The sequence below is a fragment of the Rothia nasimurium genome, from assembly GCF_928382285.1.
GTDB classification, from domain to species: domain Bacteria; phylum Actinomycetota; class Actinomycetes; order Actinomycetales; family Micrococcaceae; genus Rothia; species Rothia nasimurium_E.
This window is the reverse complement of sequence record NZ_CAKMSS010000002.1, coordinates 123877-138412: the sequence shown is the minus strand read 5'-3', so window position 1 is coordinate 138412 and position 14536 is coordinate 123877. Positions and strand designations below refer to the sequence as shown.

Sequence of the window (14536 nt, the reverse complement as noted above, 5' to 3'; positions counted from 1 at the left end):
AGTCGCCGTAGACCCAGCCCCGAGCCAGCCTGCTGGCACCACAAGCACAGCCACTAGAACATCAAATTTCCTGGGCTACAGCACCTCGGTGACCGTTACCCCGGCGTCCTCAAGCTCATCGCTCACCTCATCGAGGGCGTCCTCATCAACCGGGGCCGTCAAATCAAGCAGCACACGGGTCTCGTAGCCCGCATCCACCGCATCCAGCGCAGTAGCCTTCACACAAAAATCGGTGGCAATACCCACCACATCAACATCGGTAATATCACGCTCAGCCAACCAGTCATCCAGCGACACCTTGGGGGTATCGTCCTGAGCCGGGGCACCGGCCTCGCGCTCGCCGGTCATCACAGAATCCTCGGGAGCCAGCAGACCCTCAAAACCCGAGTAGGCGGCCTCAAACTCGCCCTTGCGGAAGTAGGCCTCGATGTAGTCGGTATCGAGATCCTCGTGCAGCTCGGCACCGTGGCTCTCAGCCTTGCAGTGCACCGGCCAGGAGTCCTTGAAATCGGGGTTCTCAGAAAAGTGGGTACCGGGGTCAACGTGCCAGTCCTGGGTGGCGACAATCGCCTCGTAGTCGCCGTGGTGGTTCTCTACATACTCGCTAATAAGGGCCGCAACCTCTGCACCACGCTCGGTAGCGAGCGAGCCGCCCTCGCAAAAGTCGTTCTGAACATCAACAATAATGAGTGCTTTTGACATCGTGTGATCCTTCTTCTTAAGAGACAAATTCTGTGGGAATGACCGGGTCGCCGGGGGAGAGACGGGTAGCGGCCACCGGCAGCTCCGTGAGGGAACGGGCATGACGCTCGGCAGCTCGGCGCACGCCCTCAGCCCCGGTAAAGCCGGGCTGAATCTGCCCGTCGACCACCAGGTCTACCATGAGGGGGCGGTCGTTGGAGTCAGCCGGAGCCTCAATATCAAGCCCCACCACTTCGGCTGTGGCGGTACCGGTGGTATCAAGACGGCGGACGGCGGTTTTCTTGCCGCCCACAGATGCCTTACCCGAGGACGCCTTAGCGACAGGCTCCATTACTCCCTGGGAGTTCTCGCGCAGAACCACCTTATACACCATGGAAGAGGTAGGAACACCGGAGCCGGTGACCAGCTTGGTGCCCACCCCGTAGGAGTTGACGGGGGCAGCTGCTAAGGACGCGATGGCGTACTCGTCCAGGTCACTGGTCACGGTAATTTTGGTGCCGGTGTTGCCCAAGGCATCGAGCTGCTCGCGCACTTTCTGGGCCTGGGCAACCAGGTCACCAGAATCCAGGCGGACGGCGCCCAGCTCCTTTCCTGCCAGCTCAACGGCCAGGTTTACTGCCTTTTCAACATCGTAGGTGTCGACCAGCAGGGTAGTGCCCACCCCCAGAGAGGCTAGCTGGGCTTCAAAAGCCTGGCGCTCAGAGTCGTGCAGCAGGGTGAAGGCGTGGGCGCTGGTGCCGACGGTGTGGAGCCCGTAACGGCGACCGGCCTCAAGGTTCGAGGTGGCGGTAAAGCCGGCAATGACGGCGGCGCGGGCGGCAGAGACAGCAGCCTGCTCGTGGGCCCGGCGGGAGCCCATCTCAAGGCAGGGGCGCTTGCCCGCGGCAACCGTCATACGGGAGGCAGCGGTAGCGACGGCAGAGTCAAAGTTAAGGATAGAGAGAATAAAGGTCTCTAACAGGCAGGCCTCTGCGAAGGACGCCTCAACCTGCAAGACGGGGGAGTGGGGGAAGAAAACCTCGCCCTCAGCATAGCCCCGGATAGAACCGGAAAAACGGAAGTTAGCAAGGTAATCCAGGGTCTGCTCATTGACCACCTTACGGGAGGCCAAAAACTCCAGCTCTTCGGTATCAAAGCGGAAGTTCTCTAGCCCCTCAAGCAACCTGCCGGTGCCTGCCAAGACGCCGTAGCGGCGTCCGCCCGAAAGCCTGCGGGTGAAAACCTCAAAGACGGTACGGCGGTGGGCGGCACCCGAAGCCAGGGCAGCCTGAACCATGGTCAGCTCGTAATGATCGGTCAGGAGGGAAGTTTTTTGATTCACGGGTATAACTTTATCCTTTTGTCTGTGCCTAAGCCCAGCCCTGCCCCTCAGCTTTGCTTGCTCCCACAGTGAACGAACTGGGGCAAGAGAGATGGAAGAGCTCTATGATAGATAAGGTACAACTGACCTAAGGAGTAGGCCTTATGCCCTCGGCTGCTTCAGCCACCGACACTCTGGCAGATCTTGAACTTGATCTCGCCCTAGATGTGAACACCCAGCTCAACCTGCCCTGGGCTGTGATTGTCTGGGATGACCCGGTGAACCTCATGAGTTTTGTGACCTACGTGCTGCGTACCCAGTTTGGCTACAGCACCGAAAAGGCCCACCAGCTCATGATGCAGGTCCATACCGAAGGTAAAGCCGCCGTCTTTAGTGGCTCCAAAGAAGAAGCCGAGAGGCACACCACCGCCCTGCACACCTGGGGCCTGTGGGCAACCATCGAGCAGGCAGGTGCATAGTCTTATGGCTGAACCCTTTACCCCAACCTCCCGTGGCATTACTGCCCGCTTCACCCCTGAAGAGGTACAGGTGCTCACCCGCCTGTTTGAGGACGTCGCCCTGGCACTGGAGCCGGAAGAAGACCCCAACGCCGACCCCCTGGCGGCCCTGGTGGGGATTTCTGAGACCGCCAGCGTTCCCAGTGACCCCGCTGTTGCCCGCATGCTGCCGGTGGCGAGCGACGACCCGGAAGTTGCCGACGAATACCGCCGCTTCACCGACCTTTCCCTACGCCGGGCCAAAATCGAACACCTCACCCAGGCATCCATGGACCTGCAGGCCGGGGTTGTGCGGCTGGATACCGAGCGGGCCAATAGCTGGGCCGCTGCCCTCAACGACGTGCGCCTGACCCTGGGCACCCGCTTAGGGATTAACAGCGCTGAGGACGCCGACCGTATTGGCGAACATACCGACTGGGGCAGCGTAGAGAGCACCGAGGACTACATGGCCCTGCTCTACAACTTTGTCACCTGGCTGCAAGAAAGCCTGATGCAGAGCCTGCTGCTGGGCCTGGACGAGGCCGGGGCAGGGCCGTCCGCTCCGCTCTAGCGCTTTCGTGACCGATTATGACGCCCCGCGCGGGCGCCGGGGCGTGATAGTCCACTCAAAAGCCGGTCGCTGCGATGGGCGCCCTACAGTTTTCTTCAACCTTTAGCTAATGTCAGGTGTGTAATGAGCGAAACCAACCCGAAACTCGTCACCCCCTGGGGTAGCCAGGTGCTTGCCGAACCCACGCCAAGCGCCCCCATCGGCGTGTTCGATTCGGGAGTGGGTGGCCTGACCGTTGCCCGCGCCATTATGGACCAGCTGCCGCACGAGTCGGTTATTTACGTGGGGGACACCGCCCACGGCCCCTACGGGCCACTGACCATCGCCCAGGTGCGGGCCCACGCCCTGCGCATCATGGATGAGCTGGTGGACTCCGGGGTCAAGCTCCTGGTGATTGCCTGCAACACAGCTTCGGCTGCTGTGTTGAGGGACGCCCGCGAGCGCTACACCCGCAAGTACGGTATTCAGGTGGTTGAGGTCATCCAGCCTGCCGCCCGCAGAGCGGTGGCGGCAACCCGTAACCGCAAAATCGGCGTCATTGCCACTGAAGCTACGGTGACCTCCCGAGCCTATGAAGATACCTTCTCGGTCATGAGCGACCTAGAAATCTACTCCGTGGCCTGCCCCCGCTTCGTAGAGTTCGTGGAAAAGGGCATCACCAGCGGCCCCGAACTGCTCCAGACCGCCGAAGAATACCTGGCTCCGCTCAAGGATGCCGGGGTCGATACCCTGGTGCTGGGCTGCACCCACTACCCCCTGCTTACCGGCGTCATCTCCTACATCATGGGGGACGACGTTACCCTCGTGTCGTCCTCGGAAGAGTCGGCTAAGGACGTCTATAAGGCCCTGCTGCGAGCTGGCCTAGAGCGCCCTGCCGTCCTGCCGCCCTCCCACGAATTCCTGGCCACCGGCGAAACCGAAACCTTCGAGCACTTAGCTCGCCGCTTCCTGGGCCCCGAGGTCGCCAAGGTGCGCCACACCAACTCGGTGGCAGAACGATTCCCCACCGGCTCCCTAGCCGTCGTTCCCCCTGAACTCATCGCCCAGACTGTTACCACCCCGCGCATTACCATCATCACAGACACTCCCTAACCCACAGACACACACAGAAGAAGGAAGGCCACTGATGCGATTGACCGTCATAGGCTGTACCGGTTCTTTCCCCGGGCCCAACGCAGCGGCCAGCTGCTACATGGTCTCGACCATTGATGACCTGGGAAAGACCTGGCGCATTATCGTTGATATGGGCAATGGCGCCCTAGGCACCCTTCAGTCCCACATCAACCTCGAAGATATCGACGCCATCCTGATTTCTCACCTGCACCCCGATCACTGCATCGATCTCTCAGGGCTGCACGTAGCGGTCAAGTGGAACCCCAACGGCTGGTCTAAGGGACCCATTCCCCTCTACGGGCCCAGCGATATTCACCAGTACCTGGTCAACACCCACGGCCTGCCCATCGAACCGGGCATGCACACCGAGTTTGAGTTCCACGAGTGGACCAACCACGCCGAGGTCAAAATCGGCCCCTTCACAGTGACCCCGCACGTAGTCGTACACCCCACCAAGGAGCCCTACGCCCTGCGCATCGAGTGCGAAACCGGTGAAGGCAAGACCGTGCTCACCTACTCCGGCGACACCGACTCCTGCATCGGCTTGATTGAAGCAGCCCGCGAGGCAGACCTTTTCCTCTGCGAAGCGGCCTACCAGGAGGGCCGCGACGACGCCCTGCGCGGCATCCACCTGACCGGCAAACGTGCCGGTGAAGCGGCAGCCGAGGCAGGCGTCCGCAACCTGCTGCTCACCCACCTGCCCATCTGGAACGACCCCGCTGTTGCTCTGGCCGAAGCCAAGAGCGTTTTTGACGGGCCGATATCGGTGGCTGAGGCCTCGGCAACCTACCGGGTCAACCCCCGCCGTAGCCCCGAGGAATACGCCAGCAACCCGCAGACCACCACCCTCAACGTCATTAGCCGCCACCAGGGGAGCTAGCTACCGCCCCTGCCCACAAGTAGCCAACGCAGACAACACGGGTGCAGAAAAGCGCCCGTGTTTTTGTGCGCCCCGGGCAACAGACGCTAGGCTGAAACCATGACAGAAAACATGGCAGCACCCACCCTGCGCGGCGACGGCCGCACCCCCGACCAGCTCCGCCCCATCACCGTCACCCGCGGCTGGTCAAAGAACGCCGAAGGTTCGGCCCTCATCGAATTCGGCAACACCCGGGTGCTCTGCACCGCCTCACTGACCGAGGGCGTGCCCCGCTGGCTCAAGGGCCAGGGCACCGGCTGGGTCACCGCAGAATACGCCATGCTGCCACGCGCTACCAACACCCGTAACTCCCGTGAATCGGTCAAGGGCAAGATTGGCGGCCGCACCCACGAAATTTCTCGACTGATTGGCCGCTCCCTGCGCGCCGTCATCGACACCGCCGAGCTGGGCGAGAACACCATCGTGCTCGACTGCGATGTGCTCCAGGCGGACGGCGGCACCCGCACCGCCGCTATCACCGGCGCCTACATCGCCCTGGCCGACGCCATCAAGTGGGCCCAGACCCAGGGCATTATCCCGGCCAAGGCTAAGCCCCTCACCGGCTCTGTTGCCGCAATTTCTGTGGGCATCATCGACGGCACTCCCATGCTTGATCTGCCCTACGAAGAAGACGTGCGCGCCGAGACCGATATGAACGTGGTCGTCACCGGCGAAGGCAAATTCGTTGAGGTTCAGGGAACCGCAGAGGGCGCCCCCTTCGACCGCGACGAACTGAACTCCCTGCTCGACTTAGCCCTGCACGGCACCGCGCAGCTAGCCCAGATCCAGCGCGAAGCCCTGGAGGACTAATGCCCGCCAAAATCGTTCTTGCCACCCACAACCAGGGGAAACTGCGCGAGTTCCGCGAGATGCTGCGCGGCGCTATCGAGGGGCTGGACGTTGACACCGAGGTGATCGACGCTGGTGCAGCAGGTGCCCCCGACGTGGTTGAAGACGGCGTTACCTTTGCCCAGAACTCCCTCCTGAAAGCCCGCGCGGTAGCTGCGGCTACCGGCCTGATTGCTATTGCCGATGATTCTGGCCTGTCGGTCGACGTGCTGGGCGGTGCCCCCGGAATTTTCAGCGCCCGCTGGGCCGGCCAGCACGGAGACGATGAAGCCAACCTCAACCTGCTCTTAGCGCAGCTTTCAGACATCGCCGATGAACACCGCCGCGCCCGCTTCGTCTGCGCAGCCTCGATGGTTACCCCCGAAGGTATAGAGGCCGTGGAAGAGGGGGAGCTTGCCGGAACCCTGCTGCGCGAGCCCCGCGGTGAGGGCGGGTTCGGCTATGACCCGATCCTGGCAGCCGACGGTTTCACCGGCGAATACGCTGGCCTCTCCTGCGCCCAGGTGCCCGCCGATGTCAAGAATGCCATCAGCCACCGGAGCCAGGCCCTAGCCAAGCTTCTTCCCCACCTACAGGCCGCCCTGGCCCAGTAACAATCCTGTACGAGGTACCCTATGGCAGCGCACCTTACACTCATTGAACAGATGAAGGCTCTTCCCGTGGTCACGGCGGTGATGGAGCAAGCCGGTTTGAACATTCCCCGCGACCGCTGGGACATCCGGACCACCGGCTCTGCCCACATCATCGTCAACATGGGGGCGGAGCTGAGTGTGCGTATCGCCAAAACCCAGCAGACCGGGCACCTGGTAGCCCGCCGCACCGAGATTCTGCGGCGGCTACCCCAGGACCTTCCCTTTGCGGTACCCCGACCCATCACCCGGGTTATCACCCGGAACGGCTTCACCGCTGTAGGGCTAACCTGGATTAAGGGGGAGCCTCGCCTGCAGGGCTCGGCCCCACCCAAGCAGCTTGCCACCCTGGTCAAAGCTATCCACTCGGTAGATTTCAGCGGCTACGGGCCCTACCTCGACATGGTGCACGAGCACTGGGGCGGGCGCGATAACTGGGAGGAGCTCCTGCGCGAGCAGGTCGTACCCCAGCTGCTCACCGGCGCCCAGAAGATAGCCCACGCAGCCATAGACCGGGTACTGGAACTGGAACCTGCCTCACCGGTTCTCGTCCACGGCGATCTAGCCGGCCACAATATTCTTTGGAACGGCGACAAACTGGTTGGCGTTATTGACTGGGACCACGCCTCTGTAGGGGACGCAGCCGTTGACCACGCCGCCCTGGGTAACTTCTACGGCTGGGACTCCCTGGCCAAGGCACTGGACGATACCCAGCTGGAACGCGCCAAAATAGTGGCCCGCCTGCTACCGCTGCAGTCCCTGGCCTACACCATGCGCAACGGCATGGGTGGAGCTATCCAACGCCTGGCCGTGGAACGCGCTGACGAATGGTACCTGGACCACCGCACAGAGGTGCTTGCAGCTTAGGAACCCTAGCGAAAGAAGGGCAGGCAGGCTCACGCTCACTGCCGACCCTCTCGCTGGTTCGCTAGCGCTCACAAGCGATTCACGCCAGCCCCGCAGCCAGCAGTTTCGCTGCGAGCCTGCCTGCCCTTACCTACACCCCAAGCTGCTTGAACCAGGCTACCTCAACCAGGTTCAGGGCTTCTGCGGCGTCGGTAGCAGGGGCGAGGTCTGCCGGGAAAGTATCGTCGCCCCAGAGTGCTCCGAGCAGGGAGCCGACCAGAGCCCCGATTGAATCTGAATCGCCGGTGACAGCAATTGCCGCCCCCAGGGCCTCCCTCACTGCCTGCTGCTGGTTCAGCTTCCCTGTAGCGACGTCCGCCTCTGCCCGCAGGGCTAGGAAGAGGGCGTAGCCGAGCACATCGGGGGCCACCAGGAGTTCGCCGAAGTGGGGGCAGGCGTCCGCCACCTGCGCTTCTTGCTGAGCCAGGCGGACGGCGGTGCCCAGCGCCGTGCGGGTGAGCGCGGCATCGCCGGGTAGGGCCTGGCTTTGCTCCACCGTGCCCAGCCAGTTCAGCACCTGCTGGGTGCATGCTTCAAGCACACCGGGGCGGGGAGCCTGCGCGGTACCCTGGCTGGTGCTACCCAGCAGATAGCGAATGAGCAGGGCGTAGGCGCTCGCCGAGATGATGGCCTCGGGGTGGCCGTGGGTGAGGGCCGCGGCGTGGGCGGATAGCTTGATGACGGTAGCGTCATCGGCCACCGGCAGGTAACCGAAGGGGGCAGAGCGCATGAGCGCCCCGGTGCCCAGGGCCTGCGGGTTGATGTTCTTAGAGATAAACTGCATTTCCCCTGTGGCAAGGGCTGCCAGGGTGGCCTTGCCCGGGCCCCGCTGCTGGCGCATCACCTGAAGCGCATCGAGGGGGCGGGGGAGAGAATAGGGGGCGGTCTCGGGTACCGGGTGGCCGGTGCCGGTGTACCAGCGCAGGTAGGCTAGCCAGATGCAGGCCAGCTCGTCGGCTGCCTGGCCCTCGTTGTTCCACTCCAGTACCTCGGTGAGCCCGTCGAGGGTTGCCAGGGTGAGCTGGGTGTCGTCTGAAACCAGCAGGGGTTCCCGGGCGATAGCCGCGATAAGGTCGGCTCCTGTACGCCCACCCCAGCGCTCAGTAATCTGGTCTGCGGTGCTGGTCTCTAGGGGGTAGCCCAGGGCATCCCCCAGGGCGGTACCCAGCAGGGAGCCACGCAGGGCCGACCGGTAGGCGGGGGAGAGGGCATCGGGGGCAGGAAAAACAGAAGTCATGCTCCCTATTCTAAAGCGGGGTAAGAGCGGGACCACTAAACTGGTGGTATGCGTATCTTGCACACCTCAGACTGGCACCTGGGCCGCACCTTTCACGGTACCTCCCTGCACTCCTATGCCGAGCAGCTGCTCGATGAGCTGGTGAACCTGGTTCAGGAACAGGGTATTGACGTGGTGCTGATCAGCGGGGACGTCTATGATCAGGCCCAGCCCCGCACCGAGACCGTGCAACTTTTTGACCGTACCCTGACCCGCCTGGTGCAGGCCGGGGCGCAGGTGGTAGCAACTAGTGGTAATCATGACTCGGCTATTCGCCTGGGCTTTGGCTCTTCTTTGCTGAGTGTTGCGGGTGTGCACCTGGTGACCTCGCAAACCCAGGTGGGCCAGCCCGTCCTGCTGTCCGCCGGGGGCGTTGAGGTGGCCTTTTACGGCATACCCTACCTAGAGCCGCGCCCGATTGCTGCCCGCTGGGGCACCGAGGCCAGCCACGCGAGCGTGCTGGCTGAAGCTATGAGGAGGGTAGAAGAGGACGCCGCCACCCGCCAGGTTGCCGCCACGGTGGTTCTTGCCCACTGCTTTGCCACGGGTTCAGAGTCTTCAGAGTCAGAACGCGATATCTCGGTGGGCGGGGTACAGCAGGTGCCGGTGAGCACTTTTGCCGCTGCCAGCTATACAGCCCTGGGGCATCTGCACGGGCGGCAGAAGGTTGCCGATACCGTCAGGTATTCCGGCTCTCTGTTGGCCTATTCTTTCAGCGAGCAAAACCACCGTAAGGGGGCCTGGATCATCGATGTAGCCCCTGACGGCGCTATTGAGGTGAACGAACATACCTGGCAGACCCACCTTGTGCTCAAAACCCTCAAAGGCACTCTCGACGAGGTGCTTGCCGAAAGCACCGTGGCGGCCTACGGCCGGGCTTTTGTCAGTATTACCCTGACCGACGCTGAGCGCCCAGCCGCTGCCCTCGATAGGCTCAAAGCCCACTACGAGCATGTCCAGGAACTTTTCTTCGCCCCCGAAGGCGCTGAGAGAAGCCAAGAGCACAGCTACCGCCGCACCCGCGAGAGTCAGAGCGTTCAGGCTATCTGCGAGTCCTTCTACGAGCATGTGCGCGGTCGTGCCCTCAACGAGGCTGAAGCCACCTATCTCACCGACGTCCTAGACCAGGCCCGCACCAGGGGAGCGAGCGACTAAATGCGAATTCACCGACTAGAACTGACCGCCTACGGCCCCTTCCCGGGAACCGTCACCATCGACTTTGACGACCTCAACCGAGAGGGCATCTTCCTGCTCAACGGCCCTACTGGCTCGGGTAAGTCATCTATTCTCGATGCCATCTGCTACGCCCTTTACGGCTCCACCTCATCGGGGCGCACCGACCTGAAATCCCGTTTTGCTGACCCCCATGTGCAGCCCCGGGTGCTGCTGGATTGCACCATCGGCACCGACCGCTACCGGATCGACCGTAGCCCGGCCTACGAGCGCCCCAAGAAACGCGGTGAGGGCATCACTACCGAGCCGGCCAAGACCCTGATCGAGAAGTTCGATGCCGCCACCGGCAGCTGGGAACCAGACCCGGCCATCACCCGCCACAAGGACGCCGGCGATTTCATGCTCTCTGTGCTGGGTCTTAACGCCCAACAGTTTAACCAGGTCATGCTGCTGCCCCAGGGGCAGTTCCAGCGTTTCCTGGTCGCTACCTCTGGGGAACGGGAGCAGCTGCTCAAGCAGCTCTTTGGCACCGAGGACTTCGAGAAGGTACAGGACCTGCTCCACAGATATGCCAAGGACGCCGCCGCGGCAGCCGAGGCAGCCCAGCAGGATCTGCGGGTGCTAGAGCAGCGGGCAGAACGTGCCGAGCAGGCCGCCCGGGCCGACCAGGCACAACGGGCCCTGGGGCAAGAGGAGAACGAAGGCACCGAAAGCTCTTCCACACCAGAAGACACCGAACCTGCCCCTGTAGCGGACCTGCCCGGCCACCTGCGCCAGGTACTCAGCCAGCTAGCAGACCTCATTCAGAGTCTAGAAGAGCGGCGGGATAAAACCGCCCATGACCTCGAAACACTGGCAAACGAGCACACCGAAACCGCCCAGCTGCAAAAAGACTGGGAGACCTTCCTCAAGCTCACCCAGGAACAGGAAATCCTGGCAAACGAGGAGAGCCAGATAGCTGCCAGCCGCACCCGCCTTGAGGAACACCGGGTAGCTGCCGAGATTCTGCCTCGGGTAACAGCGGCTGAACAGGCAGCAACCGCCTATCAGCAGGCAGTAGAGCGGGCAGAAACCCACCTGGGTAGCACCCGTAGGCTCCTGGCGTCCGCCCGGGAAAACCTCACCGAAACCGCCCTCGAATACAACCTGCTCACCCAAGCCCAGGACGCCCTTGAGACCCCCCTCACCGACGATGCCAGCCAGCAGCTAAGCGAACTCACCAGCGCCCACATCGACCAGCTCACCCGCTACCAGCAGGCAGAAAAAGACATCGCCAACCTGGCCGCTCAGGCGCAGGCCAGCACCAGCAACCTCAAGGGCCTGATCGTCCGCCGCACCCAGCTCACCCAGGCCCTGGAAGAAGCTCAGCAGAGCCTCGCCCAGCAGCGCCAGGACTACGAGAAAACCGAGCAGGCTACCGCCCGCGAAGAAGCCGCCCGCGCCCTGCTGGCCCAGGCCCGTGACCGGGTCACCGCCGCCGACCGCCTGACCCAGGCCCGCACCAGTCTAGAAGCCGCCCAGCGGGCCTCCCAAGGGGCCGAAGAAAGCCGACGAAAGGCGTCCGCCCAGGCCGAAACCCTACAGCGCCAGCGCTTTGACTCAGCCGCCCAAATCTTGGCCGAAGCCCTCACCGACGGCCAACCCTGTAGCGTCTGCGGCTCCACAGACCACCCCGCCCCCGCCAGCTACGACCAGGACACCCCACCCGTCACCGAAGAAGCCCTCACCCGCGCCAAGCACCAGCGCGACGCGGCAGAAGCAAAAGCCCAGCAGGCGCTCGCCGCCCTGAGCGCAGCCCAGAGCACCCTCGACCAGTTGGTAGAGTTGGGCACCCCCGAACCCGAAGAAGCCCGGGCAGCCCTGACCTCTGCCCAGGAGAGCCTCAGCCAGGCCCAGGCTGAGGTCGCCCACCGCAAGGCCCTCGCCCAGCGCATCGCAACCGCCGAAGAAACTCTTGAGACCAGCCGGGCAGACCTGGCCGAAGCCGAACGCCAGCACACGAGCGAAGAAGCCAAACTGCAGCAGCTCACCGGCCAGCGAGAAAGTCTTGAAGCCGAGCTGGCCCCCCACCGACAGGGCCCCGGCTTCGCCGGCCGTATCGCCACCCTCAACCGGCTGACCAGGCAGCTGCCCACCTTGCTCGCCGCCTACGCCGATCGGGAGCGGCAGGCCCAAGCCCAGGCGTCCGCCCAGGAAGAACTAAACAAAGCCCTACAAGAGGCCCAGCTCAAGGACGCCCAGCAGGTAAAAGCCCAGCTACTCACCAAGGCCCAGGTCGGCCAGCTAGAGCAGCAGATCACCACCCACCGCGACCGTACCCTGGCAGTCACAGCCCAGCTCACTAGCCCCGCCCTGGCAGCCATCGCCCAGCTCCAGGCGGACGGCGGCCAACCCCCTGCCCCCGAACAGCTAGCCCAGCTCAAGGCAGCTATCGCCCAGCTCAGCGCCCAGCGCGATAGCTTCATTAGCCATACCACCCGCCTGACAGGTGCCCGCGAGGAGCTGCACGAGGTGCTGAGCCTACTCGAAGCAACCCTAGAAAAGAGCCGCCTGCTACTCGAAGACGCCCACCTCAAACATGAACTCGCAGCGACCGCCACAGCGGCCCCCGGCAGCGATAACCGCCTGCACATGACGCTGACGTCCTACGTGCTGGCCTACCAGCTCGCCGAGGTCGCCGAGGCAGCCAGCGAGCACCTCGAAAAAATGACCCACGGCCGCTACCGTCTGGAACACACCGACCGGGCAGAGGGACGCAACAAGAAATCCGGCCTGGCCATCGATATCTTTGATGCCTGGCACAACGCCAGCCGCCGCCCCGAAAGCCTCTCGGGCGGTGAAACCTTCATGGCATCCCTGGCCCTGGCGCTGGGCCTTGCCGACGTCGTGCAGCAGGCTAACGGCGGTATCGATATCGATACCCTCTTCGTTGACGAAGGCTTCGGCTCTCTTGACGATGAAACCCTCGAAGAGGTCATGACCACCATCGACTCCCTGCGCGAGCGGGGGAGAGTCATCGGCCTTATCTCGCATGTAGCCGAGATGAAGAACCGCATTAACAAGCACATCGTCCTTACAAGCTCGCCCCAGGGCTCATCCCTGGTCGCAGATGCAGGAGCAGCGTGAGCCCCCACCGTAACCCCAAGAATCGTAGCTCTTCTCCCCGCACGGGGCTGGGCTACCGGCGCGACCGCCAGTGGCCCAGTGGCTCCGACCTGCGGAATAACGTGAGCGAAAGTGTCGCCCGCCTGCGCATTTCAACCGAGTATGCCCGCACCCGTATTCGCGACCTGCTGCTGGCCCACGGCCGGCGCTTCCTCTTCTTCTCCCTGCTCATGCGCCTGCCCGCGGCTATGGTGATGCTGGCGGTGATGATGATGCTGGCCGTGCAGAATAATGAGGCCACCCTCGGCGGGTACGCCGCCGGTACGGTGGGACTGAGTGCGGCTCTCATGGTGCCGGTCTATCGGTCGATTTCTGAGCGCTGGGGCCAGCGAAGAATATTCTTTGCCGTTACAGTGCTCAATATTCTGGCCCTGATGTGGCTGATGCTGGAGTCCCTGCACTTTGCTGAGACCAGTAGCGGGTCTATTGGCCGGTTCCTCGCAGCCTGCGCGGTGACGGGAGTGACCACCGTGCCGCTGGGGGCAGTGATGCGAAGCTACTGGAGCGCCGAGTACCTCACCACCAAGGACCGCCGTAAGCTCAACGCGTCCATTTCGCTTGAAACCATGTTCGACGTCATCGCCCTACCGGCCGGTGCCGTTATTGCCGGTATGACCACGGTCTTTTTGACGGCCCAGTCGGCCCTCTTCGCGGTGATTGTGCTCGATGTGCTGGGCCTGCTCATGCTACTGTGGCGCCCGGAAAACCTGCCGGTTGAGACCCGAGATGTCAGCGGGGGCAACCGCCGCAAGCCCCTGCGCGGTGTAAGCCGCTCCCTGCTCTGGATACCCCAGCTAGGCACCATCTGCTTGGGCCTATCCCTGGGCGCTACCCAGGCAGCTATCGTGGCCTACGCCATTTCAACCGACCAGATAGGCGTCACCGGCTTCCTCATTGCCCTACTCGGTCTGTGCGCGGTTATCTCTGCCCTGTTTGTGCTCTTTGAGCGCCTGCCCATGTTCGGGTGGGGGGCCTGGCTGGTGAGCGGGGTGGGCCTGACCCTCACTGCCATGACCCTGTCTCTGCCCACCTCTGCTATGGGTATGGTGATTCCTCTGATCAGCGTGGGTCTTGCCTACGGTATTTGCCTGGTCACCATGGACTCGGTGGCCACCAGCCTCTCGGTGCGTAAAAACCTGGACCTGGCTCTTTCTACCCTGCAGGCCTGTTCCCTGGGCGGTATTGCGGTGGGGTTCGTGTGGGCAGCCGATTTGAGTGGCTCCTACAGCTACCAGGTGGCCCTGATTATTCCTCTCATCGCCGCTGCGATCTACTTCTGCCTGGGGCATCTCTACGGGTTCTTGTGGCGTCGCACCTACGAGGAGCGCCTAGCCCTGCTGCCCTAGTGCGTCCTCTCATCACTCCAAGCACAAGGGGCCCTACCGTCAGCTGACGGTAGGGCCCCTTGGTATAGGTTGAGAGAGCGGACGCCCTCG

At 63.1% G+C, this 14536-nt stretch carries 13 protein-coding genes; 10 read left to right on the top strand and 3 right to left on the bottom strand.

Translation table 11 applies throughout. From position 1 onward, the window contains the following. Window positions 1-75: 75 nt before the first annotated feature. On the bottom strand, window positions 76-702 hold the full coding sequence (locus L6758_RS03525; RefSeq protein ID WP_237199971.1) for an isochorismatase family protein: 627 nt from the start codon (window positions 700-702) through the stop codon (window positions 76-78). A gap of 16 nt (window positions 703-718) precedes the next feature. Further along, window positions 719-2029 carry a nicotinate phosphoribosyltransferase gene (locus tag L6758_RS03520; RefSeq protein ID WP_272878732.1) on the bottom strand — a complete coding sequence of 437 codons (1311 nt, stop codon included), beginning with the start codon at window positions 2027-2029 and terminating at the stop codon, window positions 719-721. Window positions 2030-2166: 137 nt separating this feature from the next. On the opposite strand from L6758_RS03520, the gene clpS reads away from it, so the two are divergent. The 7 genes from clpS (at window position 2167) to L6758_RS03485 (ending at window position 7447) form a co-directional block, all read left to right on the top strand. Then, the gene (gene clpS, locus L6758_RS03515; protein ID WP_237204513.1) at window positions 2167-2481 is read left to right on the top strand and encodes an ATP-dependent Clp protease adapter ClpS; all 315 of its coding nucleotides are present in this window, start codon (window positions 2167-2169) and stop codon (window positions 2479-2481) included. A gap of 4 nt (window positions 2482-2485) precedes the next feature. Continuing rightward, on the top strand, window positions 2486-3070 hold the full coding sequence (locus L6758_RS03510) for a DUF2017 domain-containing protein (RefSeq protein ID WP_237204512.1): 585 nt from the start codon (window positions 2486-2488) through the stop codon (window positions 3068-3070). A gap of 123 nt (window positions 3071-3193) precedes the next feature. Continuing rightward, the gene (murI, locus tag L6758_RS03505) at window positions 3194-4162 is read left to right on the top strand and encodes a glutamate racemase (protein WP_237204511.1); all 969 of its coding nucleotides are present in this window, start codon (window positions 3194-3196) and stop codon (window positions 4160-4162) included. A gap of 34 nt (window positions 4163-4196) precedes the next feature. Next, window positions 4197-5063, top strand: coding sequence for an MBL fold metallo-hydrolase (locus tag L6758_RS03500; protein ID WP_237204510.1), 867 nt, complete (start codon window positions 4197-4199; stop codon window positions 5061-5063). Window positions 5064-5162: 99 nt separating this feature from the next. Continuing rightward, window positions 5163-5912: a ribonuclease PH gene (gene rph / locus L6758_RS03495; protein WP_272878731.1), complete on the top strand. Its 750-nt coding sequence runs from the start codon at window positions 5163-5165 to the stop codon at window positions 5910-5912. After that, window positions 5912-6544, top strand: coding sequence for an RdgB/HAM1 family non-canonical purine NTP pyrophosphatase (rdgB, locus tag L6758_RS03490; protein WP_237204509.1), 633 nt, complete (start codon window positions 5912-5914; stop codon window positions 6542-6544). Before rph ends, rdgB begins: the two co-directional genes overlap by 1 nt. A gap of 21 nt (window positions 6545-6565) precedes the next feature. Continuing rightward, window positions 6566-7447: a phosphotransferase gene (locus L6758_RS03485; protein ID WP_237204508.1), complete on the top strand. Its 882-nt coding sequence runs from the start codon at window positions 6566-6568 to the stop codon at window positions 7445-7447. A 130-nt stretch (window positions 7448-7577) separates the two neighbouring features. Here the strand turns inward: L6758_RS03485 and L6758_RS03480 are convergent, their stop codons facing one another. Continuing rightward, window positions 7578-8723, bottom strand: coding sequence for an ADP-ribosylglycohydrolase family protein (locus L6758_RS03480; protein ID WP_237204507.1), 1146 nt, complete (start codon window positions 8721-8723; stop codon window positions 7578-7580). A gap of 48 nt (window positions 8724-8771) precedes the next feature. On the opposite strand from L6758_RS03480, the gene L6758_RS03475 reads away from it, so the two are divergent. Genes L6758_RS03475 through L6758_RS03465 form a run of 3 tightly spaced genes read left to right on the top strand, consistent with a single transcriptional unit; the run spans window position 8772 to window position 14446 of the window. After that, window positions 8772-9917, top strand: a complete 1146-nt coding sequence (locus tag L6758_RS03475; protein WP_237204506.1) for an exonuclease SbcCD subunit D — start codon at window positions 8772-8774, stop codon at window positions 9915-9917. Next, entirely contained in the window at window positions 9918-13061 is a 3144-nt protein-coding gene (locus L6758_RS03470; protein ID WP_237204505.1) for an AAA family ATPase, read from the top strand. Then, window positions 13058-14446 carry an MFS transporter gene (locus tag L6758_RS03465; protein WP_237204504.1) on the top strand — a complete coding sequence of 463 codons (1389 nt, stop codon included), beginning with the start codon at window positions 13058-13060 and terminating at the stop codon, window positions 14444-14446. Before L6758_RS03470 ends, L6758_RS03465 begins: the two co-directional genes overlap by 4 nt. Window positions 14447-14536: the final 90 nt, after the last annotated feature.

Excerpts from the sequence above, each read along its gene's own strand:
- L6758_RS03525 (WP_237199971.1), bottom strand. The coding sequence starts at position 702 with ATGTCAAAAGCACTCATTATTGTTGATGTTCAGAACGACTTTTGCGAG.
- clpS (WP_237204513.1), top strand. The coding sequence starts at position 2,167 with ATGCCCTCGGCTGCTTCAGCCACCGACACTCTGGCAGATCTTGAACTT.
- L6758_RS03510 (WP_237204512.1), top strand. The coding sequence starts at position 2,486 with ATGGCTGAACCCTTTACCCCAACCTCCCGTGGCATTACTGCCCGCTTC.
- murI (WP_237204511.1), top strand. The coding sequence starts at position 3,194 with ATGAGCGAAACCAACCCGAAACTCGTCACCCCCTGGGGTAGCCAGGTG.
- L6758_RS03500 (WP_237204510.1), top strand. The coding sequence starts at position 4,197 with ATGCGATTGACCGTCATAGGCTGTACCGGTTCTTTCCCCGGGCCCAAC.
- rph (WP_272878731.1), top strand. The coding sequence starts at position 5,163 with ATGACAGAAAACATGGCAGCACCCACCCTGCGCGGCGACGGCCGCACC.
- rdgB (WP_237204509.1), top strand. The coding sequence starts at position 5,912 with ATGCCCGCCAAAATCGTTCTTGCCACCCACAACCAGGGGAAACTGCGC.
- L6758_RS03485 (WP_237204508.1), top strand. The coding sequence starts at position 6,566 with ATGGCAGCGCACCTTACACTCATTGAACAGATGAAGGCTCTTCCCGTG.
- L6758_RS03480 (WP_237204507.1), bottom strand. The coding sequence starts at position 8,723 with ATGACTTCTGTTTTTCCTGCCCCCGATGCCCTCTCCCCCGCCTACCGG.
- L6758_RS03475 (WP_237204506.1), top strand. The coding sequence starts at position 8,772 with ATGCGTATCTTGCACACCTCAGACTGGCACCTGGGCCGCACCTTTCAC.
- L6758_RS03470 (WP_237204505.1), top strand. The coding sequence starts at position 9,918 with ATGCGAATTCACCGACTAGAACTGACCGCCTACGGCCCCTTCCCGGGA.